23 protein-coding genes are annotated in these 26964 nt (G+C 37.5%); 3 read left to right on the forward strand and 20 right to left on the reverse strand.

Annotated features, from left to right (window positions below):
- Nucleotides 1–301: 301 nt before the first annotated feature.
- Both DWA31_RS04175 and DWA31_RS04180 read right to left on the reverse strand, forming a co-directional pair.
- Nucleotides 302–1021, reverse strand: a complete 720-nt coding sequence (locus DWA31_RS04175) for a glycoside hydrolase family protein (protein WP_114325406.1) — start codon at nt 1019–1021, stop codon at nt 302–304.
- Between the two features lie 264 nt (nt 1022–1285).
- Nucleotides 1286–2665, reverse strand: coding sequence for an ATP-binding cassette domain-containing protein (locus tag DWA31_RS04180; RefSeq protein WP_114325407.1), 1380 nt, complete (start codon nt 2663–2665; stop codon nt 1286–1288).
- A 570-nt stretch (nt 2666–3235) separates the two neighbouring features.
- Between DWA31_RS04180 and mutS the strand changes: the two genes are divergently transcribed.
- Complete coding sequence (gene mutS, locus DWA31_RS04185; protein WP_114325408.1) at nt 3236–5842, forward strand: DNA mismatch repair protein MutS; 2607 nt, start codon at nt 3236–3238, stop codon at nt 5840–5842.
- A gap of 113 nt (nt 5843–5955) precedes the next feature.
- Here mutS and rpoS read toward each other — a convergent pair whose 3' ends face one another.
- The 12 genes from rpoS to DWA31_RS04245 form a co-directional block, all read right to left on the reverse strand.
- Nucleotides 5956–6849 carry an RNA polymerase sigma factor RpoS gene (gene rpoS / locus DWA31_RS04190; protein ID WP_114325409.1) on the reverse strand — a complete coding sequence of 298 codons (894 nt, stop codon included), beginning with the start codon at nt 6847–6849 and terminating at the stop codon, nt 5956–5958.
- Between the two features lie 113 nt (nt 6850–6962).
- Nucleotides 6963–7853 carry a peptidoglycan DD-metalloendopeptidase family protein gene (locus DWA31_RS04195; RefSeq protein ID WP_114325410.1) on the reverse strand — a complete coding sequence of 297 codons (891 nt, stop codon included), beginning with the start codon at nt 7851–7853 and terminating at the stop codon, nt 6963–6965.
- Between the two features lie 56 nt (nt 7854–7909).
- On the reverse strand, nt 7910–8488 hold the full coding sequence (locus DWA31_RS04200; protein ID WP_114325411.1) for a YqaA family protein: 579 nt from the start codon (nt 8486–8488) through the stop codon (nt 7910–7912).
- Nucleotides 8488–9159 (reverse strand): protein-L-isoaspartate(D-aspartate) O-methyltransferase, encoded by a 672-nt coding sequence (locus tag DWA31_RS04205; RefSeq protein ID WP_114325412.1) that lies wholly within the window; start codon nt 9157–9159, stop codon nt 8488–8490. The genes DWA31_RS04200 and DWA31_RS04205 overlap by 1 nt, the downstream gene beginning before the upstream one ends.
- On the reverse strand, nt 9156–9908 hold the full coding sequence (gene surE, locus DWA31_RS04210; protein WP_114325413.1) for a 5'/3'-nucleotidase SurE: 753 nt from the start codon (nt 9906–9908) through the stop codon (nt 9156–9158). Before surE ends, DWA31_RS04205 begins: the two co-directional genes overlap by 4 nt.
- 9 nt (nt 9909–9917) lie before the next feature.
- Nucleotides 9918–10979 carry a tRNA pseudouridine(13) synthase TruD gene (gene truD, locus DWA31_RS04215; RefSeq protein ID WP_114325414.1) on the reverse strand — a complete coding sequence of 354 codons (1062 nt, stop codon included), beginning with the start codon at nt 10977–10979 and terminating at the stop codon, nt 9918–9920.
- Nucleotides 10980–11018: 39 nt separating this feature from the next.
- Complete coding sequence (ispF, locus tag DWA31_RS04220) at nt 11019–11531, reverse strand: 2-C-methyl-D-erythritol 2,4-cyclodiphosphate synthase (protein ID WP_114325415.1); 513 nt, start codon at nt 11529–11531, stop codon at nt 11019–11021.
- A 27-nt stretch (nt 11532–11558) separates the two neighbouring features.
- A complete protein-coding gene (gene ispD / locus DWA31_RS04225; RefSeq protein WP_245942476.1) occupies nt 11559–12296 on the reverse strand; it encodes a 2-C-methyl-D-erythritol 4-phosphate cytidylyltransferase in 738 nt (245 codons plus the stop codon).
- Nucleotides 12297–12298: 2 nt separating this feature from the next.
- On the reverse strand, nt 12299–12604 hold the full coding sequence (gene ftsB / locus DWA31_RS04230; RefSeq protein WP_114325417.1) for a cell division protein FtsB: 306 nt from the start codon (nt 12602–12604) through the stop codon (nt 12299–12301).
- Nucleotides 12605–12732: 128 nt separating this feature from the next.
- Nucleotides 12733–13380, reverse strand: a complete 648-nt coding sequence (locus DWA31_RS04235) for a hypothetical protein (protein WP_114325418.1) — start codon at nt 13378–13380, stop codon at nt 12733–12735.
- 367 nt (nt 13381–13747) lie between these two features.
- On the reverse strand, nt 13748–15046 hold the full coding sequence (gene eno, locus DWA31_RS04240) for a phosphopyruvate hydratase (protein ID WP_114325419.1): 1299 nt from the start codon (nt 15044–15046) through the stop codon (nt 13748–13750).
- 89 nt (nt 15047–15135) lie between these two features.
- A complete protein-coding gene (locus DWA31_RS04245; RefSeq protein ID WP_114325420.1) occupies nt 15136–16773 on the reverse strand; it encodes a CTP synthase in 1638 nt (545 codons plus the stop codon).
- Between the two features lie 265 nt (nt 16774–17038).
- Here DWA31_RS04245 and DWA31_RS04255 point away from each other — a divergent pair, with 265 nt between their 5' ends.
- Complete coding sequence (locus tag DWA31_RS04255; protein WP_114325429.1) at nt 17039–17650, forward strand: DUF4202 domain-containing protein; 612 nt, start codon at nt 17039–17041, stop codon at nt 17648–17650.
- 138 nt (nt 17651–17788) lie between these two features.
- Here the strand turns inward: DWA31_RS04255 and DWA31_RS04260 are convergent, their stop codons facing one another.
- From DWA31_RS04260 to rlmD, 5 genes are read right to left on the reverse strand one after another with little or no spacing between them, the layout of a single operon-like run.
- Nucleotides 17789–18235, reverse strand: coding sequence for a YbaN family protein (locus tag DWA31_RS04260; RefSeq protein ID WP_114325422.1), 447 nt, complete (start codon nt 18233–18235; stop codon nt 17789–17791).
- Nucleotides 18236–18240: 5 nt separating this feature from the next.
- Complete coding sequence (locus DWA31_RS04265) at nt 18241–18867, reverse strand: RNA methyltransferase (RefSeq protein ID WP_114325423.1); 627 nt, start codon at nt 18865–18867, stop codon at nt 18241–18243.
- Nucleotides 18867–19688 (reverse strand): nucleoside triphosphate pyrophosphohydrolase, encoded by an 822-nt coding sequence (gene mazG / locus DWA31_RS04270; RefSeq protein ID WP_114325424.1) that lies wholly within the window; start codon nt 19686–19688, stop codon nt 18867–18869. Before mazG ends, DWA31_RS04265 begins: the two co-directional genes overlap by 1 nt.
- Before the next feature lie 41 nt (nt 19689–19729).
- The gene (gene relA, locus DWA31_RS04275) at nt 19730–21967 is read right to left on the reverse strand and encodes a GTP diphosphokinase (protein WP_114325425.1); all 2238 of its coding nucleotides are present in this window, start codon (nt 21965–21967) and stop codon (nt 19730–19732) included.
- Nucleotides 21968–22015: 48 nt separating this feature from the next.
- Nucleotides 22016–23416, reverse strand: a complete 1401-nt coding sequence (rlmD, locus tag DWA31_RS04280; protein ID WP_114325426.1) for a 23S rRNA (uracil(1939)-C(5))-methyltransferase RlmD — start codon at nt 23414–23416, stop codon at nt 22016–22018.
- A 165-nt stretch (nt 23417–23581) separates the two neighbouring features.
- On the opposite strand from rlmD, the gene barA reads away from it, so the two are divergent.
- Complete coding sequence (gene barA / locus DWA31_RS04285; protein WP_114325427.1) at nt 23582–26383, forward strand: two-component sensor histidine kinase BarA; 2802 nt, start codon at nt 23582–23584, stop codon at nt 26381–26383.
- Nucleotides 26384–26431: 48 nt separating this feature from the next.
- On the opposite strand, the gene DWA31_RS04290 is transcribed toward barA, so the two are convergent.
- Nucleotides 26432–26680 carry a hypothetical protein gene (locus tag DWA31_RS04290; RefSeq protein ID WP_114325428.1) on the reverse strand — a complete coding sequence of 83 codons (249 nt, stop codon included), beginning with the start codon at nt 26678–26680 and terminating at the stop codon, nt 26432–26434.
- Nucleotides 26681–26964 lie beyond the last annotated feature (284 nt).

Raw genomic sequence — 26964 nt, forward strand, 5'->3', positions numbered from 1 at the left:
AAACGCCTTCACTTTATTGGTTTTATTATGCTTTAGCTAAGCTTGGCGGTTGGTATGATAGTAAACGAAATGGACGGGTTGGGGTAAAAGCATTGTACTCTGGCTGGTTTAAGTTAATGGAAATGGTTGAGTCTGCTGAGATATTAAAATCCATTCAGCAAACTACAGACTTGTGATCAAGAGACAGGGATGTAGGTACTTAGGTTCAGTCTGGAACTATGAACCTGTGCCTAAAGGCGTTTCTAACTCCAGCTGAATCCGACATATTGAAGTAACATGGGTATAATACAATGGAAGCACGTTAGATTTTCACTAGATAGGTTTTGTAAACCCAGCCATCAATTACGCCATCACATTCTAGGTCTACTTCCACCCAGTTATCAATTTCTTTGCCAGTCGACAAGGTTTTATGCAAAGGCAACGTTGCTAAAATTTCGAATTCAGCACCGGCACCCGCACGCATACGCAAGCCTGAGCGCGCATTAACTTTGTATTGCTCAACCACCGTTTCTGGTTCTGCATCTACTTTTTGTGGCATTTTCTCAGATAAAGAAGCTTTTATTTCACTCATTTGTTTGAGAAACAATGTCGCCTCAGCTGCGCGCCTTTTCACTAAACCGGCTAATGAACGTTTTTTTCCGGTGCTAGGATCTGTCGCTTTAACCCACCTAGCTAGCTCACTGGGTACACAGTCATAATCACCAGCATTCAGTTTACGACACAACGTACTAGCGCGTAAATTACCAGCACCACAATTAAAAGCGAAGCTTACAAGTGCGGCAAATTGGTTATCATTTAGCTCCACTACGATGGTTTTTTCCACGGCAACTGCAAAAATTTGCATGTCCTCTTGTAAGATATCTTCGGCTTCTTGTGGTGTAATTGATTGGCCTAATTCTACGTTGGCTGTATGCCCGTATCCAATGGTAGGAACGCCAGCCGGACAGGTATAGGCATCAGTATAGAGCCCCTCAAAATGCTTAACTAGGTCTAATCCATTTTGGTTGATTAATCTGCTCATGTTTTCCCTGCTTATTATTAATAGTACTGCTAACTATCTATAGTTCATTTTGTGTGAAATGCAAAATAAAAAAAGTTGCTGGCTCTGATAAGTAATCATTTAAACTTCAACAATGAACCGTACCTGTAAACGATTGTTTATATACTCATGATACTTCAAAATGTTTGTTTCAGGACGCCTGAGCAATTCATGATCAACGATATCTATTAAATATTCGGCACAATTAAGTACTATTGTGATAATAAAATTATTTAGAGATAAATATTACAGTTTTATATGCTGTTTAAATATTGGCAAGTACTCGTCTTTACGATGACTCACTAATAACATGGTACTGTGTTTTTGCTCGGATAGGTGTTCTAAAAAATTAAGTACTCTATGTCGGTTAAGCTCATCTAAGCCTTGTGTCGGTTCATCTAAAATTAATAAATACGGCGATTTAACCAAGGCTCTAGCGATTAAAGCTAATCTTTGTTCGCCATAACTTAAGCTTCGAAAAGAACTATGTTGATGTGTCAATAAGCCGATTTTTTCTAACCACTGTTGGGCAATTTCTATTTTATGCTGCTCAGGTTGCTGATAAAGACCAATAGAGTCATAAAAACCAGAAAGCACTACCGTTAATAAATCACCGTTTACTCTGTATTGTCGGTGTAATTCCGCACTAACAATACCCATGTCTTTCTTCAGCTCCCAAATGCTTTCACCTGAGCCTCTTTTATAGCCCATAACATGAATATCATTGCTATAACATTGGGTACAATCGCCGGTAATTAACTGCATTAAAGTAGACTTACCACTACCGTTAGGGCCTGTGATTAAAGTATGCTGCAATGGCTTGATGTGAACATCTAGATCTTCAAAAACACTTACCCCATTGTATTGAACTTTACCCTTACTCAGTTTTACTAAATAGGGATGCTTATAGTCACATAGTTGTTGCATGTTAGTAGGCCAACCAACATCGTCAGGTATCTGCATTAATAAAGCATCAAGCTGGCGCTTGGTTTCATCACTGTTAAGCTTACCAACAACATCAAGCTGTCCTCGTTCAATAAAGGCAATATTGCTACACCAGTCGGGAATATCTTGTCGATTATTTAGCATTAATAAAACATTAATGCCTGTTTTCGATAACCGTTCTAGTGCATTTGACAATGCTATACAGGAGGCTTCATCTAAACTATCAAAAGGGTTATCGCATACTAAAAGCTCTACGCCATTAAATATTGCTTGTAAGATTAAGAGCTTTCTTCCCTCACCTGTACTTAACTGTCGATAACCCGTTTCAAGTCGGTGGCTCAAACCAAACTCGCTAATTATGTCATCATTGAGTTTATCTTTGGGTAAAAAATCCTTCGCTTTCGTGCCAATATCATTGGCATCGGCATCATCAGAAGAATCAATTTTTAATTCATGCTCATAAACCTCTTGTTGGCTTTCAAAAGAAACCATACCAACCTTATCTGCACTGGGTATTTTAAACTCGCCTACTGCATCTGGCTGCAAAACTCCAGTTAGAAGCTGATCAAGGTATTGTTTTCCAGAGCCATTTCGCCCCAAAACACACCAGCTTTCATTTTCAAGTACTTGCCAGCTTTTAACCGCTAACTTGGTGTGTTCAAAATTTGTAATATTTATCATAAAATCGTTAGGCTCAATTTGAGGTTTAAAAAAATGGTTTAGATTAGGGTAACCTTACTTTATATGACTTCCCCTTCTTTTATAGATAACGAGCTTCTAGTGAAGGACTGGTTTTTATATTTATCGGGTGCCACTTGACCAAGGTGGGTATGCAATAGTGTTCGATTGTAAAACATTTCAATGTGATCGAACAAGTCTGCCCTTGCTTCATTTCAATTTACGGACACTTTTCTTTTTACTGACAGTTAATCTTAAGGCTATACGCACTCTTAGGTCAGAAAGAACTCCATTACCACTTTTAATATGATTTTTAACTGCCAGATGGGATAACTATTTGTTATTATTTGGCTTAGCCATATGAATCTCCTCTTTAGATTCTTTAAGGTAAAAAATACAAATAGGTTCACTCTCTTTATGTTTATAACCTTATTACCAAACCAAGCTACACCAAAAGCTATACTTTTTTCATTGATTTCGGTTTGACTCTTTAGACGATGATTGTTCTAAGTAGACACTTAAATTAACAACAAAAACATATAAGAACTCTATAAAACGGTAACCACAGAGACGATGACAAATAAAGATCTAGATATTACACAGAACGAATACACTAACCACACCCCGATGATGCGTCAATATTTAACCATTAAAGCTGAGTTCCCCGATATTCTGATTTTTTATCGAATGGGAGATTTTTACGAGTTATTTTTTGATGATGCTAAAAAAGCGTCTGATTTATTAGATATATCATTAACCGCTAGAGGTAAAACCGGTGGTAATGCCATTCCTATGGCAGGCGTTCCTTATCATGCGGTCGAAAACTATTTAGCCAAACTAGTACAGCTTGGCGAGTCTGTGGCTATTTGTGAGCAAATTGGTGATCCTGCAACAAGTAAAGGGCCAGTAGAGCGCAAAGTTGTTCGAGTAATAACGCCTGGTACTTTAACTGATGAAGCACTGTTAACTGACAGACAAGATAGCTTAATTGTTGCCATTGTTGAAAATCATGCTACATCGAGAAAACGTTCTGATGCTAATTTCGGTTTAGCCTATTTAGATATGGCTAGTGGTCGGTTTGTCATCACAGAGCCACAAACAAGTGAACAATTACAAGCAGAACTACAACGCCTTACTCCCGCCGAGTTACTTTATCCTGAAACCTTAACTGACATGGCATTAGTTAACCAATATAAAGGCCTTCGTCGTCGTCCTGAGTGGGAATTTGATATAGAAACCGCTATTTCATTACTTAATAAACAATTTGGTACCAAGGAATTAACTGGTTTTGGTGTTAATGGTAAATTATTGGGTTTATCAGCCGCTGGTTGTTTATTTCAATATGTTAAGGACACTCAGCGAACCGCTTTACCACATATTCGTGCGATAATTAGTGAGTCTGCCAGTTTGGGCGTTGTACTTGATGCAGCGACTCGACGTAATTTAGAATTAACGCAAAACTTACAAGGTGAAATAACGAATACCTTAGCTGCTGTTTTAGATAAGTCTTCAACGCCTATGGGATCACGTTTGCTTAAGCGTTGGATACATTTTCCATTACGTGACTTAATAACATTAAACAATAGACACAATGCCATAGAACACATACTCGAAACAGATTTACACTCTGATATTCAACCTATTCTTAAAGGTTTAGGTGATATAGAGCGTATTGTTTCTCGCATAGCCTTACGCTCTGCCAGGCCACGAGACTTTGCTCGTTTACGTTATGCCCTACAGCAATTACCTTTATTACAAAGTTGCATCCCCTCTGCCTCGTCTGGCTATATAAAGACTTTGGCTAAACTTATTCAACCAATTTCTGGTATTCAAAACTTACTAGAACAGGCAATTATTGAAAATCCTCCGGTATTAATTCGTGATGGTGGCGTTATTGCGCCTGGATATCATCAAGAATTAGATGTACTACGCGATTTAAGTGACGGAGCTACTGAATTTTTAGCGCAGCTAGAACAAAGGGAAAAAGAGCGTACGGGGATTCATTCATTAAAAGTCGGCTATAATAAAGTCCATGGGTTTTTTATTGAAATGAGTCGCACTGCTGCAGCCAATGTGCCAGACGATTATATCCGCCGTCAAACATTAAAAAATAATGAACGCTTTATTACCGAAGAATTAAAAGAACACGAACACAAAGTACTCAGTGCTCAAGGTAAATTTTTAGCGTTAGAAAAACGCCTCTACCAAGAATTATTCGACAAAATTTTACCTGAACTGGTTCAATTACAAACATTAAGCCAAGCTGTTGCTGAGCTTGATGTATTAACAAATTTTGCCGAACGAGCACAAACCTTAAATTATGTAAAACCAATTTTATCAAACGAAGCGGGTATTAATATTGAGGCGGGAAGACATGTTGTTGTTGAGCAAATGACCAGTGACGCTTTTATTGCCAACCCTGTTGTATTAACGGAACAACGTAAAATGTTGATCATCACTGGTCCAAATATGGGGGGTAAATCAACCTATATGCGACAAACAGCGTTGATAGTATTACTTGCTCATATTGGTTGTTATGTACCTGCTGATGCAGCAAAAATTGGCATGGTAGATCGTATCTTTACTCGCATTGGCGCTTCCGATGATTTAGCCAGTGGTCGTTCGACTTTTATGGTGGAAATGACCGAAACTGCCAATATATTGCACAATGCTACCGATAGAAGTTTAGTGTTACTAGATGAGATAGGTCGCGGTACGAGTACATACGATGGATTATCTTTAGCTTGGGCTTGTGCAGAAATGCTAGCGTTAAAAACGCACGCATTTACCTTATTTGCTACTCACTATTTTGAGCTGACGTTACTTGCTGACCAAATATCAACACTTGCTAATGTGCATTTAGATGCGATGGAGCATAACGATAACATTATTTTTATGCATGCAATTCAAGAAGGTGCTGCAAGTAAAAGTTTTGGTTTGCAAGTTGCACAATTAGCAGGCGTTCCTAAAACGGTCATTAGCCGTGCCAAGCAACGTTTGTCTGAATTGGAAAGTAAGCAAGCACCATCCATTTTACCTGAACAATCATCAAACTTTGAACAGTTAACGTTAGTTGCTGACGATCACCCAGCGCTAAAGTCTTTACGCAATATTGATATTAATAATATAACACCAAAACAAGCGTTAGATTTGTTATTTGAATTGAAAGCGAAGCTGTAATTATAAATGAAAAGCTAGAATAAAAAAGGCTGTAAAGTATCGCTTTACAGCTTGCGGTTTACCCTTTGTATCGTAATACTTATATCGCTAAAAATACAATTTGATATTTTTATTTACGAAATTTCAAATATAGTTTCTATTGATAAATTTTGTTGACTTAAAATATCACGAAGTCGTTTCAGTGCTTCCACTTGAATTTGACGAACACGTTCACGGGTTAATCCGATTTCACGGCCTACATCTTCAAGTGTTGCCGCTTCATAGCCCATTAAGCCAAAACGCCTAGCCAATACTTCTCTTTGTTTCGAATTTAATTCATTCAACCAACTTACAATGTTATTACTCATGTCTTCTGACTGTAAATCGCCTTCAGGACCATCACTTTTTTCATCCGCAATAACATCAAGTAACGCTTTATCTGAATCACCAGCAAAAGGGGTGTCAACTGAAATAATACGATCATTTAAGCGCAGCATTTTGGTTACATCAGTAACTGGTCGCTCTAACGAGATAGCAATATCTTCTGCTGTAGGTTCATGATCGAGTTTCTGGACAAGTTTACGTGAGGTACGTAAATAAATATTTAATTCTTTGACTACATGGATAGGTAAACGAATTGTGCGAGTTTGATTCATTATCGCACGTTCAATAGTTTGACGAATCCACCAAGTAGCGTAGGTTGAAAAACGAAAACCTCGCTCAGGATCGAACTTTTCTACTGCACGGATTAAACCTAGGTTACCTTCTTCAATTAAATCAAGTAAAGGTAAGCCACGATTGTTGTATCTTCTAGCAATTTTAACCACCAAACGTAAGTTACTGACAATCATACGTTTTCGCGAGGCTTCATCTCCTTTTAGAGCCAGCCGTGAAAAGTAAACCTCTTCTTCTGCACTTAGCAATGGTGAAAACCCAATTTCACTTAAATAAATTTGAGTGGCATCTAAACTTGACGATACTTCTTCTTTACCTTTCAGTACTGTGGTTTTTTTTTCTTGTTTTACCATGCTGTTCTCCCTTAATTAGCAAAGTTACATTAATTATTAATACGCACACTATCTCCAGTTATTATTGTTAAATGGTATTCTTAAGCTTTCTATATTTACACTAAATAAACTTATTATTTTTTTGGTAGGTATTTCAAAGGGTCAACTGATTTACCGCGAAAGCGAACTTCAAAATGAAGCATAACTCTTTGCGCATCGGTATTACCCATTTTAGCAATAACATCACCAGATTTAATTTGTTGCTGCTCTTTTACTAAAATTTTGTCATTGTGAGCATAAGCACTAAGATAATCATCATTATGTTTTATAATAATTAACTTACCATAGCCTCTCAACGCAGTACCTGCGTAAACTACTTTGCCACTTGCCGCAGATCTAATGCTAGTGCCACGGCGCCCTGCGATATCTATCCCTTTATTACCTTGTACTTTAGAAGAAAATCTTGCAATAACATTACCTTTTACAGGCCATTGCCAGCGACTAATTTTTTGTGAAAAATTGGTCTTTGGTAAGTTATTTTGTACTATTTTCTTATTGGTTATATTTTCACCATACGCCTGCTTTTTAGAAGATGCAATAGTATTTTTAACCACTTTAGTACTGGTACGATTAGAGCTTTTAGTCTGTTTTTTGCTCGAATGCTTACTACTGCTAGCTTTCGCACTTTTTCCTTTGTTTTTAGAGACTAAAAATATTTTTTGTCCTGAATAAATATTATAAGGAGGCGAAATTTTATTCAATTTAGCTATTTGACGAACGTCTGAGTTTGCTCGCCAAGCAATAGAATATAGCGTTTCTCCTGAACGTACCGTGTATTCATTAGTGTGAATACTGTTTCTAACATTATTTTTTAACGGTGTGCTGCCATAAACGGTAACAACAGGCGCTGGCTTGTCTCTAGATGAACAAGCAACAAGGTTTATTGAAATAAGAAAACAACAAAGCACTTTTAAAAATAAATATACAGCATGACTAGTAGCGCTTTGATTAAGCCTGCTAGTCATATGAATGCTAGAGTCATTGATGTGTTTAATTACCATATAGAAAAAAACGAACCTGATTAGCGTAAAATAAAATAAGCAATGATGATCAAGGCAACTAACCCCCACCCCAAAACATCAATCCATTTACGTAAATTTTTCTCCATAGCACTACCACCCCACTGAATAAGTCCGGCAACAAGGAAAAACCTTAATCCTCGCCCAATTGCTGACGCGAGTAGAAAAGGTAAAAAAGCCATTTGTAAAAAACCAGCACTCACCGTAAATAGCTTGTATGGTATCGGTGAAAAACCAGCGATAAATACTACCCATACACCCCACTCGCTAAACCAATTCATCGCTGTATCAAAGCGATGTTGATAGCCAAATTCAGTAATTAGTGGTTGTATCCAAGGCTCAAACATCAAATAACCTAATAGATAACCAACGGTGCCGCCAAGAATTGAAGATACCGTCGTTAAACTCGCCAACCGCCATGCTTTTTCAGGCTTAGCTAAAACCATAGGTGCAAGTAGTACGTCGGGTGGAATGGGGAAAAAAACTGATTCAGAAAACGTTAAAATTGCAAGCATTCTAGGGGCAAATTTGTGTTCAGCCCATTTTAGCGTCCAATCATAAATAGCGGAGAACAACTTCATTACAATAAATCTCCGGGTACTAATGGCACAAAGCGCACAGCTTCTACTTGTTGTTCACTATAATTGTCACCTTTACGGGTAATTATTTTTAAGATTTGTGTTTGCTCTCCTACAGGAATAATTAGACGCCCACCATCAACAAGCTGATCTAATAACGCCTGTGGTACGCTCGCGGCTCCAGCGGTAACAATAATGGCATCAAATGGTGCCTTACTTACCCAGCCCTGCCAACCATCTCCATGTTTCATTGAAATATTGTGTAGGTCCATAGCGCGCAAACAGCGTTTTGCTTGAAATTGTAATGCTTTAATCCGCTCAACTGAATAAACTTTATCGGTAATTTGCGCTAAAATTGAGGTTTGATAGCCTGAGCCGGTACCAATTTCTAGGATACTACTTGAACTATCACCTTCTTTCCCAAGTAATAACTCCGACATCTTAGCCACAATATATGGCTGTGAAATAGTTTGTCCCTGCCCTATAGGTAAAGCAGTATTGTCATAAGCTTTGTGGGCTAATATTTCAGGAATAAAAATATGCCTAGGTGAGTTGGCTATCGCTTGTAAAACCTGTGGGTTAGTTATGCCCTCAGCGTGTAGTTTTTGTGCGAGCAGTTCACCACTACGTTTTGATTTTCCACTCGCTCGACTTTTTATGGTATTGCTTCTCATAACGTTACTTCACTAATCCATTTTGCCATACTGTTTATACTATTGTGTGCTGTCATATCAACCGTCAATGGTGTAACTGAAACATAATTATTGGCTACCGCATGAAAATCAGTACCCCTACCACCATCTAATTCTGCACCTAAGCGACCATACCAATAAATATCTCGTTGCCAAGGATCTTTCATTTTCCTCATCTTTTCAGCCTTATGACGGTGACCAAGACGGGTGATTTTTATGCCTTTTATTTTAGATAATGGAATATCTGGGACATTAATATTGAGGATTTGATCTGCCGCTAGTGGATGCTGTTGAATACGTTGTATGATTTTGGCAGTAATAACGGCTGCAGTTTGATAATACTGCTCATGACTACCAAGCAGTGATATCGCAATTGCAGGGATACCCATATGCCGCCCTTCAGTAGCAGCGGCAACAGTACCCGAATATAAAGTGTCATCACCTAAGTTTGGGCCTTTATTAATACCCGCAACCACTAAGTCCGGTTTTGAAGACACTAATTGACTAACACCTAAATGCACCGCATCGGTAGGTGTTCCATTAACCGATATAAAACCATTGTCCAATGTTTGAGCACGCAGCGGATTAAGTAAAGTGAGCGAGTTACTGGCACCACTGCAATTTCGATCTGGAGCAACAACGGTAACGGTAAAGTGCTTAGCCAATTCTTGGTAGAGTACTCTAATACCTAACGCGTGTACGCCATCATCATTGCTTAATAATAATTTCATTTCAGTTCTCTAGCCTTGAACTCTTTGAGTGCCGTCTTGATAATCAATCAACTCTCGTAAAACCGTGGTTGCATAGGAGCCAGCAGGTAATGTGAAGCAAATTTTTACTGACGGTAGTGCGTTATCATCTTCTTGTTCATTCATTAAAACATCAATATCAGCATCTTGTACGATTAAACGAATACGACGACGTTCTTGTTTTAAACCAAAGCGCGGCAAGCCTTCCGAAAACTCACTATGCTTTTCACTAACACTGTGCTCTAATTCTTTAGGATTAGCACTGCTCATTAGCTCACCCGCTCCCCACATAGTTGCGGTAATATCAACATCTTTATCGATGAAGCGTTGCACAATAGAGTCATCTACTTCATCAAGGTGAAATACTGATTGCGTGCCCGCTAGCATTAATACATCGCCCTGCTGCAATTTTGTAAAGGTATTTTGCTGAATACGTTCACTGATAATATCATTAAAAATATACGACCTTGCGGCAGATAAATACATGCCACGTTTCTTTTTATCCTTAACTTTAGTACCTGAGAATAGTGCTAAGGCTTTATCAATATTCCCACCATCTATACCAAAACGTTGCTCTCCAAAATAGTTAGGCACGCCTTGCGCGACTATATCATTCCATCGGTCATGTAGGGCTTGAAGGTGGGTAACATTACGTAAAATTAATTCAAATCGATTACCCGTTAAGGCACCTGTTCGTAATTTTTTATTATGTCTTGCGTATTCAAGTACTTCAACACCTTCAATGGTTAGGTCTTGTAAGTCATATACCTGCTTACCCGGTACATGCACACCAAACCATTGCTCTGTTACGGCAAAGCGATCTTTTAAGCCCGCATAAGAGACTAACTGCTCTTTTACTTTAAAATATTTAGCAAGCTCTCTGGCGACAAAAATAGTATTAGCGCCTGTTTTCCTAATATAGATAAATAAGTGTTCTCCCTCACCTATTGGTGAAAAAGGCAGTTGTTCAAATACTTTAAAATCACTTTTTTGGCTACGAAGTAACCCTGATGATTGTGGTTTACCATGTAAATAAGTCAGTTCTGGTAACATTATTTTTCTCTAATTAAGCTTGTTGCTTTGAAAATCAAACTAAACACTCTGCACTTTTTGCATAGAAGCTACTACGTGAATGTTAGGTATTAATAACACTACACAATGTACGGCAACCCCTTCTTTTCTGCCCGTGTAACCTAGCTTTTCTGTTGTGGTAGCCTTAACATTAATCTGTTCTATATCACAAAGTAAATCTTCACTTAAGCAAGCACGCATAGCTGTTAAGTGCGGTGACATTTTTGGCGCTTGCGCTACTATGGTTATATCAATATTGCCAATTTGATACCCTTTATCAGTCATTAAGCCAACAACATGACGTAATAAAATTCGGCTTGAAATATTTTTATATTGGTCATCATTGTCAGGAAAATGATTGCCAATATCACCTAAACAAAGTGCACCGAGGATAGCATCACACAGCGCATGAATCGCTACATCACCATCTGAATGAGCAATAAAGCCTTGTTCGTATGGCACGGCAACACCTGCTAACATTAGTGGTCCATTACCACCAAATTTATGTACATCAAAACCATGTCCTATTCGCATGTTTTATCCTATTTGTGGTTCACACTATTATTGGTTTAGTCTTAGTTGCTCTAACTTTTGTTGATCTAGGTAGAACGTCGCTAAGGCTAAATCTTCAGGACGCGTTATTTTGATATTATCGCGGCGCCCTAAAACAAGTAAGCTCGGTAAACCCGCTAATTCAATCGCGGAAGATTCATCAGTAATATCTAAACTTTGTTCCAACGCTTCCTCTATAGCTAGTTTTAGCTCAACTGTTTTATACATTTGTGGGGTAAAGGCATGCCATAAATTACTACGATCGATTGTGCTACCAACAGTATCTGAGTGGTCTTTGCTGCTCTGCTTCATGGTATCAACTACTTGTGCAGCTAATAAACCACCACAATTATTCGCGATACATTGTTCAATAATTTTATCTATATCGTCATGAGTAACACAGGGTCTAGCCGCATCATGTACTAATATCCAAGGATACTTTTCAACATCAATAGCGTTTAAGCCATTTAATACTGAGTCTACTCGTTCTTTACCACCAGAAACTCTAACAATATTTGCATTATCAGCTAGCCCAGTTTGCACAAAATACTCATCTTCGTCACTCAATACTATAATAACCTTAGTTATTTTTGGATGACTTAATAAACGGTTAGTCGTATGAGTTAAGATACTCTGATTATTAATTTCTAGGTATTGTTTAGGGCACGACGATAACATGCGTTTACCTACGCCAGCTGCAGGAACAATGACCACAAATGGCTTATCGTTTTGAGTTTGCTTAATCACAACTACCGGGTTCCTTTGCTCTGCGATGTTTGACTTTTACTCGGGATAAGACGAAAAAATGTTTCATTTTCTTTGATCATACCTAATTCATTACGCGCGCGTTCTTCAATCGCTTCAGTACCTAACTTTAAGTCGTCTGTGTCAGCATAAAGTAATTTATTACGCTGTTTTAGTTTCTCATTGACTTGTTGCTGACGAATTACATCTTCTTGTAAAGCTAAATAATCAGGCACACTATTTTTACCAAACCAAAGTCGGTATTGTAATAAGCCAAAAATAATCAGCAAAAGTAGCGTAAATGCTCGCATGGATACCTAAAAACAAAGACAGAAATCATTATATATTGGCACCATTATATAAGGCTTAAACAGTGTGTAAATGTTTATATGAGATATCAATCAAGATGAGTGTTTCAGAGTGCTTTAAATAACAATGGTTATAAAGCTAAAGGTCGCTTGAAGTTTTGCCAATCAATAGTACAAGAAATTAATAACTCGCGTAAGCTTGGCATAATTGGTCTTAATTTAGTGGTGTTCATTCGCCCTTGCCATTGATGTCCGGCACAGGCAGCAAGCATCACTTTTTTAGTCGGTTTTAATAAACGCAAAGAGTCATCAACGTTAACATCACTTAACGAAAACCAGCCTGATACATTAGTGCGAACGCGTTTTTTTTCTGTATCAACACGATCAATACTATCTAAGACAATATGCTCAGCTCTTAGTATTGGTACAACTAGGCCTAATGGCGTTTTATTAGTTTGGCTAATTAACGTTAGATACCAAGATAAAATGTCTTCTTCGTTTTGTAACAACACTGACAATTTACTGGCTTGTTTAGCTGACCAAGTCGCATTTTGAACATCTAATGTGAGTGGCGATAAGCCGAGTTCATTAACATATACCATTCGATTAGCCGTACGATTAATATAATGTGACAAGCTTTTCAAACGTCCTTGGATGTTTTGAATACTGGCAACTTCAGCATTAGCAAGCAAGTGTATTTCTCGCTCATAAAGCGCATTACATAACTCTGCAAAATCATTGTTTTGCTTATTGGTTTGCCAAAAAGATGATTGTGTCATGAGGTGTTAAAAATCAACAACTTACTTATTAGTCTTTAAGCATACTCGATTATGATGAAAAGATAAAATTTCCTATACACGTTTTTTGCCATCCATGACACCACGATATACCGTTCATCTTGAACATAAAAAAACCGAGTATACAAAAACTCGGTTTTTTATTTTTAGCTAAGTACTATTATAACTAATTAAATTGAAGCTAATTAATTCAAGAGCAAGGCGCTTGCACGGAGCTGACTTTAGTCATTACTTCGGACGTCCTGTCCTACGCCCAGTGGGCCAACCTTCGGTTGTTCAAATTTGTTCCAGACAAATTTGTGAGTACAAGCAACACCGCTATTGAAATAAGTAGCAATAATTTTAATAGTTATTGGCCTTTAATTTCAGATAAGCCGTTATATACCGCTTTATCGCCTAAAAACTCTTCAATACGTAATAATTGATTGTACTTAGAAACACGGTCACTACGACATAATGAACCCGTTTTAATTTGACCTGCAGCAGTACCTACCGCTAAATCAGCGATCGTTGCATCTTCAGTTTCACCTGAGCGATGAGAAATAACCGCAGTGTAACCTGCCGCTTTAGCCATTTGAATTGCCGCTAAAGTTTCTGTTAATGAACCAATTTGGTTAAACTTAATTAAGATTGAGTTGGCAACGCCAGTATCAATACCACGTTTGAATATCTTAGTATTTGTTACAAATAAATCATCACCAACAATTTGTACTTTGTCACCAAGTAAATCAGTTTGGTATTTAAAACCATCCCAATCAGATTCGTCTAAACCATCTTCAATAGAAACAATTGGGTATTCTTTACAAAGTTCACCTAAGAAATCAGAAAACTCATTTGAAGTAAATTGCTTACCTTCGCCTTTAAGGTCATAAATAGCTTTATCAGCATCATAAAATTCAGAAGCTGCACAATCCATTGCCAAAGTAACGTCTGTACCTAACTTATAGCCCGCTGCATCAACAGCCACTTTGATAACAGCTAGTGCATCAGCGTTAGAGGCTAGATCCGGGGCGAAACCACCTTCATCACCAACAGATGTACTTAAGCCTTTATCTGATAATACTTTTTTAAGTGCGTGAAATATTTCAGCGCCCATACGTAATGCTTCACTGAAGTTTTTAGCGCCAACCGGTTGCACCATAAACTCTTGAATATCTACGTTGTTATCTGCATGTTCACCACCGTTAATGATGTTCATCATAGGTACTGGCAAGCTGTAAACACCTGGAGTACCGTTTAAGTCAGCAATATGCTCAAATAATTGAACGCCTTTATCTACAGCTGCTGCTTTAGCAACGGCTAACGAAACGGCTAAAATGGCATTAGCACCAAATTTTTCTTTGTTTTCAGTGCCGTCTAAATCAATCATTATTTGATCAATGTTCGCTTGCTCTAAAGCGTTCTGGCCAACTAGTGCCGGAGTAATATCATTACGAATAGCGGCAACTGCGTTTAATACACCTTTACCTAAATAACGCGCTTTATCACCGTCACGTAATTCTAATGCTTCACGTGAGCCTGTTGATGCGCCAGAAGGAGCAGCTGCACGACCAAAGGCGCCTGATTCAAGATATACATCGGCTTCAACTGTTGGGTTTCCGCGAGAATCCATGATTTCGCGTGCTAAAATTTTACTAATATTTGACATTATTTTTCCTTTACGGCGGTTAAATTTAAATTTTTTATTTTATAAACAAAAACCGCAGCACAGGGCTACGGTTTATAATTGCGATTGAGTTAACTAGATTGCTGTTTTTGATGTTCAAAAGAAGCAGCAACAAAGCTTTCAAATAATGGATGTCCATCACGTGGAGTTGAATTAAACTCAGGATGGAACTGTCCGGCAATAAACCATGGGTGATCCGGTATTTCAACCACCTCAACTAAACTTTTATCAGTTGATAAACCCGAGAACACTAAACCAGCTTTGCTTAATTGTTCACGGTAGTTATTATTTACCTCATAACGATGACGGTGTCTCTCATTAATTGTTTCACTACCATATACGTCGCAAGCCTTGGTACCTTTCACAAGGTGACACAATTGTGAGCCTAAACGCATGGTTCCACCTAAGTCTGAGTTTTCACTGCGGTACTCAACTTGGCCTTCTTCATCTAACCATTCACTGATTAAACCAACGACTGGATAAGGTGTTTCAGCATTAAATTCAGTACTGTGTGCATCAGTTAAACCAGCAACATTACGAGCAAACTCAATTAAAGCCACTTGCATACCTAAACAAATACCCAAATAAGGAACTTTATTTTCACGCGCATATTGTGCAGCTAAAATTTTACCTTCAACACCACGTTCGCCAAATCCACCTGGTACCAGTATTGCGTCAAGTTCAGCTAAAATATCAACACCTTTAACTTCAACATCTTGTGAGTCAACGTATTTGATATTAACAGTTACTTGGTTTTTAAGGCCCGCATGTTTTAATGCTTCATTTACTGATTTATAAGCGTCTGGTAATTCAGTGTACTTACCTACCATGCCAATAGTGACTTCACCTTTAGGGTTAGCTTCATGGTAAAGCACTTCTTCCCATTCAGTTAAGTCAGCTTCAGGTACGTCTAAACCAAAGCGTTTAACGACAATTTCATCAGTGCCTTGTGCTTTTAATAACGCTGGAATTTTATAAATACTGTCAACATCTCGCATTGATACAACAGCTTTCTCTTCAACATTGGTGAACAGCGCTATTTTTGCGCGTTCTGCATTTGGAATAGCGCGATCTGAACGACACACTAAAATATCGGGTAAAATACCAATAGAACGTAAATCTTTCACTGAATGCTGTGTTGGCTTGGTTTTAATTTCACCCGCGGCAGCTAAGTAAGGCACTAATGTTAAATGCATAAACATCGCGCGATCACGGCCTACTTCTAATGCCAACTGACGAATAGCTTCTAAGAAAGGCTGTGATTCCATATCACCAACCGTACCGCCTATTTCAACCATGGCGATATCGTAACCTTCAGCGCCTTCAATAACACGACGTTTAATATCGTTAGTGATATGAGGAATAACCTGAATGGTTGCACCTAAAAACTCACCTCTACGCTCTTGTGCTAAAACATCTTGATAGATTCGACCTGACGTAAAGTTATTTCTTTTCGTCATTTTGGTACGAATAAAACGCTCATAATGACCTAAATCAAGATCGGTTTCGGCGCCATCTTCGGTAACAAAAACTTCACCATGTTGAATTGGGCTCATAGTGCCCGGGTCAACGTTAATATAAGGGTCAAGTTTTAACATGGTTACTTTTAAACCACGTGCTTCAAGGATTGCTGCTAGCGATGCTGCTGCAATACCTTTACCAAGAGACGAAACTACGCCGCCAGTAACAAAAATATATCTAGTTGTCATGTCTACACCGATGTAAGGAAAACTGAAATTTTGCGCTTTATATTTACAATATTATTACCAATAGCTGCTCGCTATTTTAGGCAAAAATGCGCTAAAAAACGAATGAAAGACAAAGTAAATGTAAATAAAGCAGGACGGGAAAACATTATACGTAAAAGCGAGACTAACAACAATAACAACCCGCTATTCAACACTAAAAATAAGCATTTTTTTGTTGCTGATAAATGGTTATGATAATAATCTAATTCATGACTTAACAAACCACATGACTACACCACTAAAAAAAGTTTTATCTGCCATAGACAATATTAACAAAGCCGACATGAATATCACTTTGGCCGATGGAGTCGAACACCCCAAAGAACTCATATATGGTCAACGCATGACCCAATGTTTAGCTAAATATTGGTTTGATGCCAGTGAATTATTACAAATAGCCGTTCGCGCTCAACACATTAAACGCTGGCACTTAAAACGTGCTGAGTTTGAACAAGGTAAGGCTGGCTATTATCAGTGGCGCATTGCTTTAGGAAAATTTCATGGCGAACTAACCGCATCTATTATGCTTGAATGTGGTTACACCGCTGAACAAGCCGAGCAAACAGCCACAATCATCCGTAAGGACTTAGTTCGTCAAGGAAAAACAAAAATAAACGATGATAGCCAAACTTTAGAAGATGTTGCTTGTTTAGTTTTCCTTGAGCACTATTTTGATGATTTTTCCGCTCAGTATATCGCTGCAAATAATGAAGAAAAGATTATTCGCATCGTAAAACTAACATGGAAGAAAATGTCTGAGCGAGGCCATGAAATTGCATTAACACTTCCATTACCCGAACATTTAGCGGCTTTAGTTAATAAAGCTTTAGCTGATTAAAGAAAATTGTTCATAACAACTTAGCTCAAAACTTTTGGAAACCTCACCAGTTGTGAAAGAAGGGAGTGTTAATTACAATCGAATAATATTCCAAAGCTAACCATTTTTAAAAATCAATTAACGTCATCAGATCATTAACTATTTACTTATTGGTAAACGCCATAGAAATATAAATGGGCCGATGACCAGTACAAAAACTAATGCGGTTAACATAACACTTTTCAATAAATAAGCTGACCACACAACAGAAAGAATTATGGTGAGTAAAGCGATTCGTTTAGCTTTACGAGGAATACTGCGATGTTGTTGCCATTCATAAATTAATGGACCAAACGTTTTGTTCGTCAGTAATTTTTTCTGTAAACGTGGTGATGATTTAGCAAAACAAGCTGCAGCTACAAGCAAAAATGGCGTGGTGGGTAATATGGGTAAAACAACACCTAAAATTGCTAAGACAACAAATATCAGCCCAGTAACTTTCAAGAGAAACTTTTTAGTCTTGCTTTGCGCCTGCGGTGAAACTGGACATTGAGTTAACGCTACATTTAACGTTAACTCTGGCTTTTCGACGGTATCTTTACCCATTACAGCTATTCCTGTGACACCTTAACTTTAGCTTGGTTGTTAGTATCTCTACTTTTTCTAATAAGCGTGTTATCAGTATCTAACTTGTCTTGCTTTACCAGTGACTTAGCTAATCTATCATAAAGTAACACATTCACTGAGGCTGCCAAATTCATACAACCAACAGTAGGGACGTAAACCACGTCATCAGCATGATCAATTACTGTTTGGCTGATGGTGCCATCTTCTGGTCCAAAAATATATAACGCTTGCTCTGGGTGCTGAAAGTGAGGCAGCGGTGTTGCTCCTTCGACTAAATCTACACAAATAATTTTAGTCGATTCGGGCAGTTTTTCCAGTTGCGGCTCTATACTTGAGTGCTTTAACTGTAAAAAGTCGTCTATCGCAATAAGTGGAATTTGCTCACTCAATTTTTGAGTGTCAGTATTATTTTTCGAACCGATAAACTTTGCCGCATGGGTATAACGATGACCCGTATAAATTACTTGATCAACACTATAGCAACCCGCTGCGCGCATAATTCCGCCAACGTTACTAGGCGTTTTAGGGTTAGTTAAACCAATAGTCACATGACTGTTTTTTGCTAATAGATCTTTACCTAAAGCAATGTTTGATAATGAAATTTTTGCCATCAACTTTTCTCTTGTATTTTAACTTGTTGCCAATATTGCTCTAACTGTTCAAGGTTATGCTGTGAGAAGTCTCTGCCTGATTCATTAACCTGTGTTTCTACACCATGAAAGCGTTTAGTGAATTTTTGATTTGCTTGGCGTAACAGCGTTTCAGGATCTTGTTTCGCATGACGACATAAATTTACTACTGCAAACATTAAATCACCAAGCTCTTCACCTAATGCCGCTTTATTAATTTCTTTTGCTGCTAACTCTTCTTTAACTTCAAGTACTTCTTCTTCTATTTTAGCAAAGACATCGTTGATATCATCCCAATCAAAACCAACATGAGAACAACGTTTCTGAATTTTTGCCGCTTGTGATAAAGCGGGTAAATTTTTAGGTATATCCGCGAGAACACTGATAGGAGTTACGTTATTTTCCTGAGTTTTCTTTGCTGCTCTTTCTTTAGCTTTTTCATTTTCCCAATTTGCCTTTATTTCAGCATCTGTCGTGAGTGATGTATCAGCAAACACATGCGGATGTCGACGAATTAATTTTTCACAAATAGCCGCAACTACTTTATCAAAATCAAATAACTGCTGTTCTTGGCCAAGTTGACTATAAAAAATCACTTGAAACAGGAGGTCACCTAACTCTTTCTCTAGTTCAACAAAGTCCTGTTGTTCAATGGCATCAACTACCTCATAAGCCTCTTCTAAAGTGTGTGCGGTAATTGAGGCAAAATCTTGTTTTACATCCCATGGGCATCCCGTTTCTGGATCACGTAATGTTGTCATTATCCAGCGTAATTTTTCTATTGAAGCGTTACTATTTAACATCTATTTAATTTCTCTTAACTGCAGTTATTTGTTGTTTATAACTAAAGCCTTTTAACGTCAATCACATCATCTAATTGACGTAGCTTTTCTATGACCCTAGTCAATAACTCACTACTGGTCACTTCCATGTTAATGATCATACTCATGGTTTGTTTTGCACTATCACTATTACTATCAATACCGACAATACTGACTTTCTCATTGGCGATAATGGTGGAAATATCGCGAAATAAACCTTGCCTGTCACTAGCAATAATTTGTGCACTGGCTTGATAACTTTGATGATCATCAAGTCCCCATTGTACCTCAACAAAACGCTCACCTTGTTGACTTAACGCATTCGCAAGTTGTTCACAGTCTTGACGATGAACAGAAATGCCTCGACCTTGCGTAATAAAGCCTGAAATAGCATCACCGGGAACTGGCGAGCAACACTTCGCCATATGCGTTAATAAATTACCTACGCCAGAAACGGTAATGCCATTATTGTCACTTGCTAGCTTTTTACTCGCTTGAGGCTCTCTCACTAAACTTTGCGGATCAATCTCAACCGCTGGCTTCAATTTGTCATCAAATTGTTTAAAGTAATTGATAATCTGCTGTAATCGCGCATTTCCTGAGCCAATAGCAGCATATAAATCGTCTATCGTTTTAACATTAAAGCGCACTGCAGCCTCTTTTAATTGGCTTTGGCTGACAGTAAAGTGAGTTAGCTTATCCAATTCGGCATCGAGCAATACCTTACCTTGCGCAAGATGCTTGTCTCTATCTTGTAGTTTAAAAAAGTGTTGAACTTTTGCCCGTGCACGAGACGAATGAATATAATTTAAATTAGGGTTAAGCCAATCACGACTTGGATTAGCTTGCTTGCTAGTTAAAACTTCGACCTGATCGCCTGTTTTTAAGCGATGGGTAAAAGGAACAATTTTTCCAAAAACCTTAGCCCCAATACAGCAATGCCCTACATTTGAGTGAATATAATACGCAAAATCTAACGGTGTTGCCCCCATAGGTAAATCAATAACATCACCACTTGGGGTAAAAACATATATTCTATCTTCAAATACTTGGCTACGAAGTTCATCTAATAGTTCACCACTTTCACTAACATCGTCTTGCCATTGGAGGATTTTTCTCAACCAACTAATTTTTTCATCAAAGCTATTCGTTTTACTACTACTTTTACCACCCGACGGTCCTTCTTTATAACGCCAGTGAGCAGCAACCCCTAACTCTGCATCATCATGCATTTGCTCGGTTCTAATTTGTATTTCAATTGATTTACCTTCTGGCCCAAGTACAACCGTATGAATAGATTGATAACCATTTGGTTTAGGTGTTGCCACATAATCAGAAAACTCTTTTGGTAGATGATGCCACTGAGTGTGCACTATCCCTAAGGCTGAATAACAATCTTGTACTTTTTCGACCACAATACGAACCGCTCGTACATCAAAAAGCTGTTCAAAATCTAACGATTTTTGTTGCATCTTCTTCGAAATACTATAAATATGCTTTGGACGGCCATATACAGTACCGTTAATATTTAACGCTTTTAATTGTTGGTTTAAGTTACCAACAAACTCATTCATATAACGTTCTCGATCAAGGCGAGTTTCATCTAATAGCTTCGCTATTTTTTTATACACTTGTGGATGCAGGTAACGAAAAGAAATATCTTCTAGTTCCCACTTTAACTGACCTATACCTAAACGATTTGCTAAAGGTGCATAAATATTTGCGCTGTCTTTTGCCGCTAGTACGCGACTTTCTTCATCGGTATTTTTTTGCTCACGTAAATCACATAAACGTTCTGCGAGTTTAATAACGACAGCGCGTACATCTTCCACCATAGCAAGCAGCATACGGCGAATATTATCTACTTTATTGGATGAGAGAGCTGCTGAAGGGGTAGCCGAACTATTAACACTGGGTTGCCCTAAACCTTTAATAGCTGCCATTTGCTTTACCCCTTGGCAGAGCATAACCACTTCTTTATTGTAGTGCTCATCAACAAAATCTTTCGAAATCTGGCTTGCTTCGAGTAATGGTATTAAAAATGCTGCCACTAACGAGTCTTTATCTAAATTCAAGCTTGATAAAATCTCTACCATTTCCATCGCTTTTAATAAATGCGCTTCCTGTTGTTGATAATACTTACCAACATCCTGCCATGCTAATACTAGTGCTTGTTGTTTACTCATCGGTAAAGCTTGCTCTGCCAACCAATGTTGGAAATTTACACTAACTACCTGATGAGATTTACGCACCGAAACCATGAGTATTCCTTTATTTGCACAATAAGTTGAAACATTGCTAACTGATTTTTAACGTTGAAACAGTACCATAGTCTCAACATGCTTTGTTTGAGAAAACATATCAATTAAACCAATTTTGACAATTTTGTAACCTTTATCTAGCAATATTTTGCTATCTCTTGCCAAGGTTGTAGGGTCACAACTAACATATAAAATGATAGCAATGTTTAATTGAGAAACTTGTTCAACAGCTTGCTCTGCTCCGGCTCTTGCGGGATCTAACAATACTTTAGTAAAATTGTTTTTTGCCCAACTACTTGATAACCATTGGCTGTTTAAATCAGCTTGATAAAATTGACAATTATCAATTTTATTGATTTTTGCATTAGTGAGTGCTTTATCCACCATGGTTTGAATACCTTCAACGCCCACTACTTTGGTAACTTTCTTCGCCAGTGGTAAGCTAAAATTACCTAAACCACAAAATAAATCTAGTACCTGATCATTTGGCTCAGGCATTAACCAAGCAAGTGCTTGCTCTATCATCGCTAAGTTCACTGACTGATTAATCTGAATAAAATCTGTGTTTGAAAAATAAATATCTATATCATCATGCAGCTGATAACTTAGTTCGCCATAGCTTAGTTCACTGGCTGAAGTATTACTCTGCTCACCACGGCTTTCTTGCCCTTTTTTACTTTCTAAAAACTGTACAGTCCAACAATATTTTTCAGCATATTCTTGCCAAAGTTGACGATCATGCGCATTTATAGTTCTAATTTGGCGAACTACTAACGTAAGGTTATTGTTTTTATCATTAACAACATCAGCAGATATAACTTCGATATGACCAATCGCTTTTTTAACGGTTAACTTCGCTAGCAGTACTTTTAGTATTTGAAAAATATCAGCTGCAGGCTTTACCAATACAGGACATGACTTAATTGAAACTAGCTGATTAGTCGCTTTTTGCCGAAAACCAATAATCGCTTGCGAATTTTTATCAAACTGTACTCCTATCCTCGCTTTACGACGATAATGCCATTGGCTGCTCTTAATTGGTTTCTGCCAAGGTAATTGATTAATCAATTCGCTTGAAATACCACTACGAGAAAGTAATTCTGCTACTTTTTTTTGTTTAAATAATAGTTGCTCGGCATAATCAAGGTGTTGTAAATCACAACCTCCACAAAGACTAAAGTGCTGGCATTGTGCATCAATTCTATGTTCGCTCGCTTTATTGACGTTAAGTAATTTTGCTAAAATATATTTATTTTTTTGCTCTATAATACGAATTTCAACCGTTTCACTTGGTAAACTTCCCGTAACAAAAATTGGTTTTTGCTGGTATCGCCCCACACCACAGCCATTGAGATCTAATCTATCAATAATAACGGTATTCGTTTGCGTTGTTTTCTTTAATTTTTTGTTAACTTGCTTTTTTGTGTTTTCTTTAAAAAAGTTTGCCATTAATTGTATCCAGAGTGCTTGCCAAGAAAAGTTTTTATTTACCTGAGCATTATGCCATCATATACCCAAGCTACTTCAATATGATGCGAGTGTCAGGGCGTTTGGGTATAATCATTCTCAAGATGATCATTTTACACTAATTACTCTATAAAATACGATGGTAAAATGCATAAAATAAGCCTCAAAGATTGGGTTGTATTACTGACTATTGTGCCAACAGCCTTAATTGGTTTTGGTCTTGCTGGCTATTTCTCTTATAGTCGTAGTAGTGAATTGGATGAATTCCTAAATTTAAGAGCTCAGAGTATTATTGAGCCCTTAGCCATTACAGGTAAAGCGCCACTTGTTAATAATAATCGCGAAGAACTACGTAGTATTATTAGTGCCATTCATCGAAGTCAATCAGGCATTGTCAAAAGTATCGCGGTATTTACCCTAGACAATCAAATTTTTGTTACCAGCGCTTATCATGGCGACACCAACCTAATGCGATTAAAAGCCGGAAACAAAATTCCAGCTTATACCCAGAGTGAGCAAACAGACGACTTTATTATTTTCCGTAGTCCGATACTAGAAGAAAGCCAAAAAAATGGTATTCCATACCCTATGGGCTACATTGCGATACAAGTTGACAAGAGTAGAATAAAATTCAAACAACAAAGCCAATATATCATTGCATTTACCATGGCTTTTCTTGCGTCATTACTCAGTGCTGTTTTTGCCTTAAAACTGATTCAAAATGTAGCTAAACCTGTCAATTCGATGGTGCGAGCTATCGACCGCATTCATGAAGGTAAACTTGAAAGCAGAGTGAGCGGGCACTTAGTAGGCGAGTTAAATTTTTTAAAAAATGGCATCAATACTATGGCACAATCATTAGGTAATTATCAAAATGAAATGCAAGGAAGTATTGATCAAGCGACAGTTGATCTACGTGAAAGTTTAGAACAATTTGAAATTCAAAATGTTGAATTAAGTATTGCTAAGAAAAAAGCTCAAGAAGTTAGTAAGATAAAATCTGAATTTTTAGCCAATATGAGCCATGAATTGCGTACACCGTTAAATGGCGTTATTGGTTTTACTCGGCAAGTACTTAAAACACCACTCAGTGATACACAACGAGACTATTTGCAAACTATTGAAAGATCTGCAAACAATCTACTTACCATTATCAATGACATCCTTGATTTTTCCAAACTTGATGCGGGTAAAATGGTTATAGAAAGCATTCCATTTTCATTACGAGAAGCCATTGAGGATACCCTAGTACTTATTGCACCAAGCGCGCATAAAAAGAACATTGAATTATCTATCAATATTGATCATTCAATACCTGACTCATTAATAGGCGATGCTATGCGTATTAAGCAAATTATGAGTAACTTGGTCAGTAATGCAATAAAATTTACTCAACATGGTTCGGTAATGATTGATATAACCTTTAAAACCATAGATGCAAAACGCGCAGCAATAAAAATGACAGTAGCGGATACCGGTATTGGTATGAATAGCAAGCAACAACAAGCTATTTTCAAAGCTTTTTCTCAAGCAGATCAAAGCATAACTCGTTTACATGGAGGAACAGGTTTAGGTCTAGTTATTTGCCAACGACTCGCTTATGAAATGAAAGGAGATGTCGGTTTTAGCTCACGAAAGAACAATGGTTCAATTTTTTGGTTTACATTCGAGTGCGGTGTTAATACGTTGTCACTTAGCAACGAGCTCGATACGCTTAGTCTGGCAAATAAAACTATTTTATATTATGAGCCTCACTTGCACAGTAGGGCGGCTACTTATGATATTTTACTTAACTGGAGAATGCAGGTTACACAAGTGGAAAGTATTAGCCAATTAACTAAGGCACTTGAAAACTCAAAACAAGCTAAAACAAGCTTTGATTATGCACTGATAGGACATGATAGAAACGCAACAGCATTAAGTGATTTGAAAAAAATAATAACGCAAATAAAGCCACAAATTACCAATATACATTTAGCGATTAATAGTAATTCGCCTAGCTTACAAGATGCCTTACTTGCTAGCGGTGCGATGAGTTGTTTAAGCAAACCCGTTACAGCTAATAAGCTCTATACCGCCATATTAGCTGACCAAGATAATTTATTTCCTCCTAGTAGAAAAATACTTCCCATCAAAGTATTAGCTGTTGACGATAATGAAGCAAATTTAAAATTAATAAATGCTTTACTCCTTGAGCAAGTGAGTGAAGTTGTACTTGCCGACAACGGAATGGAAGCATTTGAGCTATGTAAAAATGAAAGCTTTGATTTGATCTTTATGGACATTCAAATGCCAATAATGGATGGTATAAGTACGCTAAAAGCAATTAAAAGAGATACACATAACAGAAAAACCCCTGTTATAGCTGTTACGGCTCACGCCTTAAGTGGCGAGAAAGAAAAAATGGAACAACAGGGGTTTAATGCTTATATGACTAAACCTATTGATGAAACTATGCTTAATCATATTATTTATGAATACTGTGACGTTGATCACTTTATCAAATCTACTAAACAGCATTTATCAATTGTCACAAAGACACCTCAAGCAACAAAACAGCCACAAGCTATAGCAAATAAATCCTCAGCCGTTATTGATTGGCCATTAGCATTAGAACGCACGGGTGGCAAAGAGAATTTAGCAATAGAAATGTTAACAGGCCTAGTAGATAATTTAGCCGAAAGCCAAAGAAATATTAGCAAGGCATTAGTAAATAAGGACACAGATCAACTCAAAAGCTTGATACATAAACTCAATGGTGCCTGCTGTTATAATGGCGTACCTAATTTAACGACTATCTGCCAAGAATTAGAAACTCAACTTAAAAGTGATATTGCCCTAGAAAATTTAGAGCCTGAATTCTTAGAGTTCTTTGAACAAATAGAGCAAGTAGCAACTGCAGCGCCAAAGTTATTAACTGAGCTCAATAAAAAGAATACTACTGTTTAATTTCCACTTGAAATGATATTTTTATATCGATTAACTAACAGCCCGTTATTAGTCACGAATACGTATGTTGGGAGAGGTATTAATATCGCCATCTTCGGTTATTACTGCAACGCCTGAAGCACAAGTCAATACAGCGACATTTCGCCCTTGTTCATTGCGAACAAAAACTAATTCATATCCAAATTTACCTAAACTGCTGGCAGAGAATTTTTGAGCCAATGACAACTTATCCCACAAAGCAGAATGCTCAGGTGATGTTTGACGTCTCTCTTCCATAGGATTTACTTGTGCTTGCATGAATATGTCCTCGTCCATATTTCCTTACATAGATACTATAACCAAACCAAACTAGAAATATGAATACAAAGAAAGATTCGAATACCTCAAGTACTCAATATCTAGTATAGTACAAAAATAAACTAAAAAAAATGAATTACGTTATTTTAAGCAGCTACGAATTGACTCACATTAAATGTAACCCTAGCTGTTTCAAGGTCAGTCCTAAAAACTATCGTTGACTCATAATTAATGTAACCGAACTTTCGGGAGCTGCAATATGAGTCTAAGTGAACGCAAAAGCT

Origin of the sequence: Candidatus Colwellia aromaticivorans (genome assembly GCF_003333305.1) — a bacterium.
GTDB classification, from domain to species: domain Bacteria; phylum Pseudomonadota; class Gammaproteobacteria; order Enterobacterales; family Alteromonadaceae; genus Colwellia; species Colwellia aromaticivorans.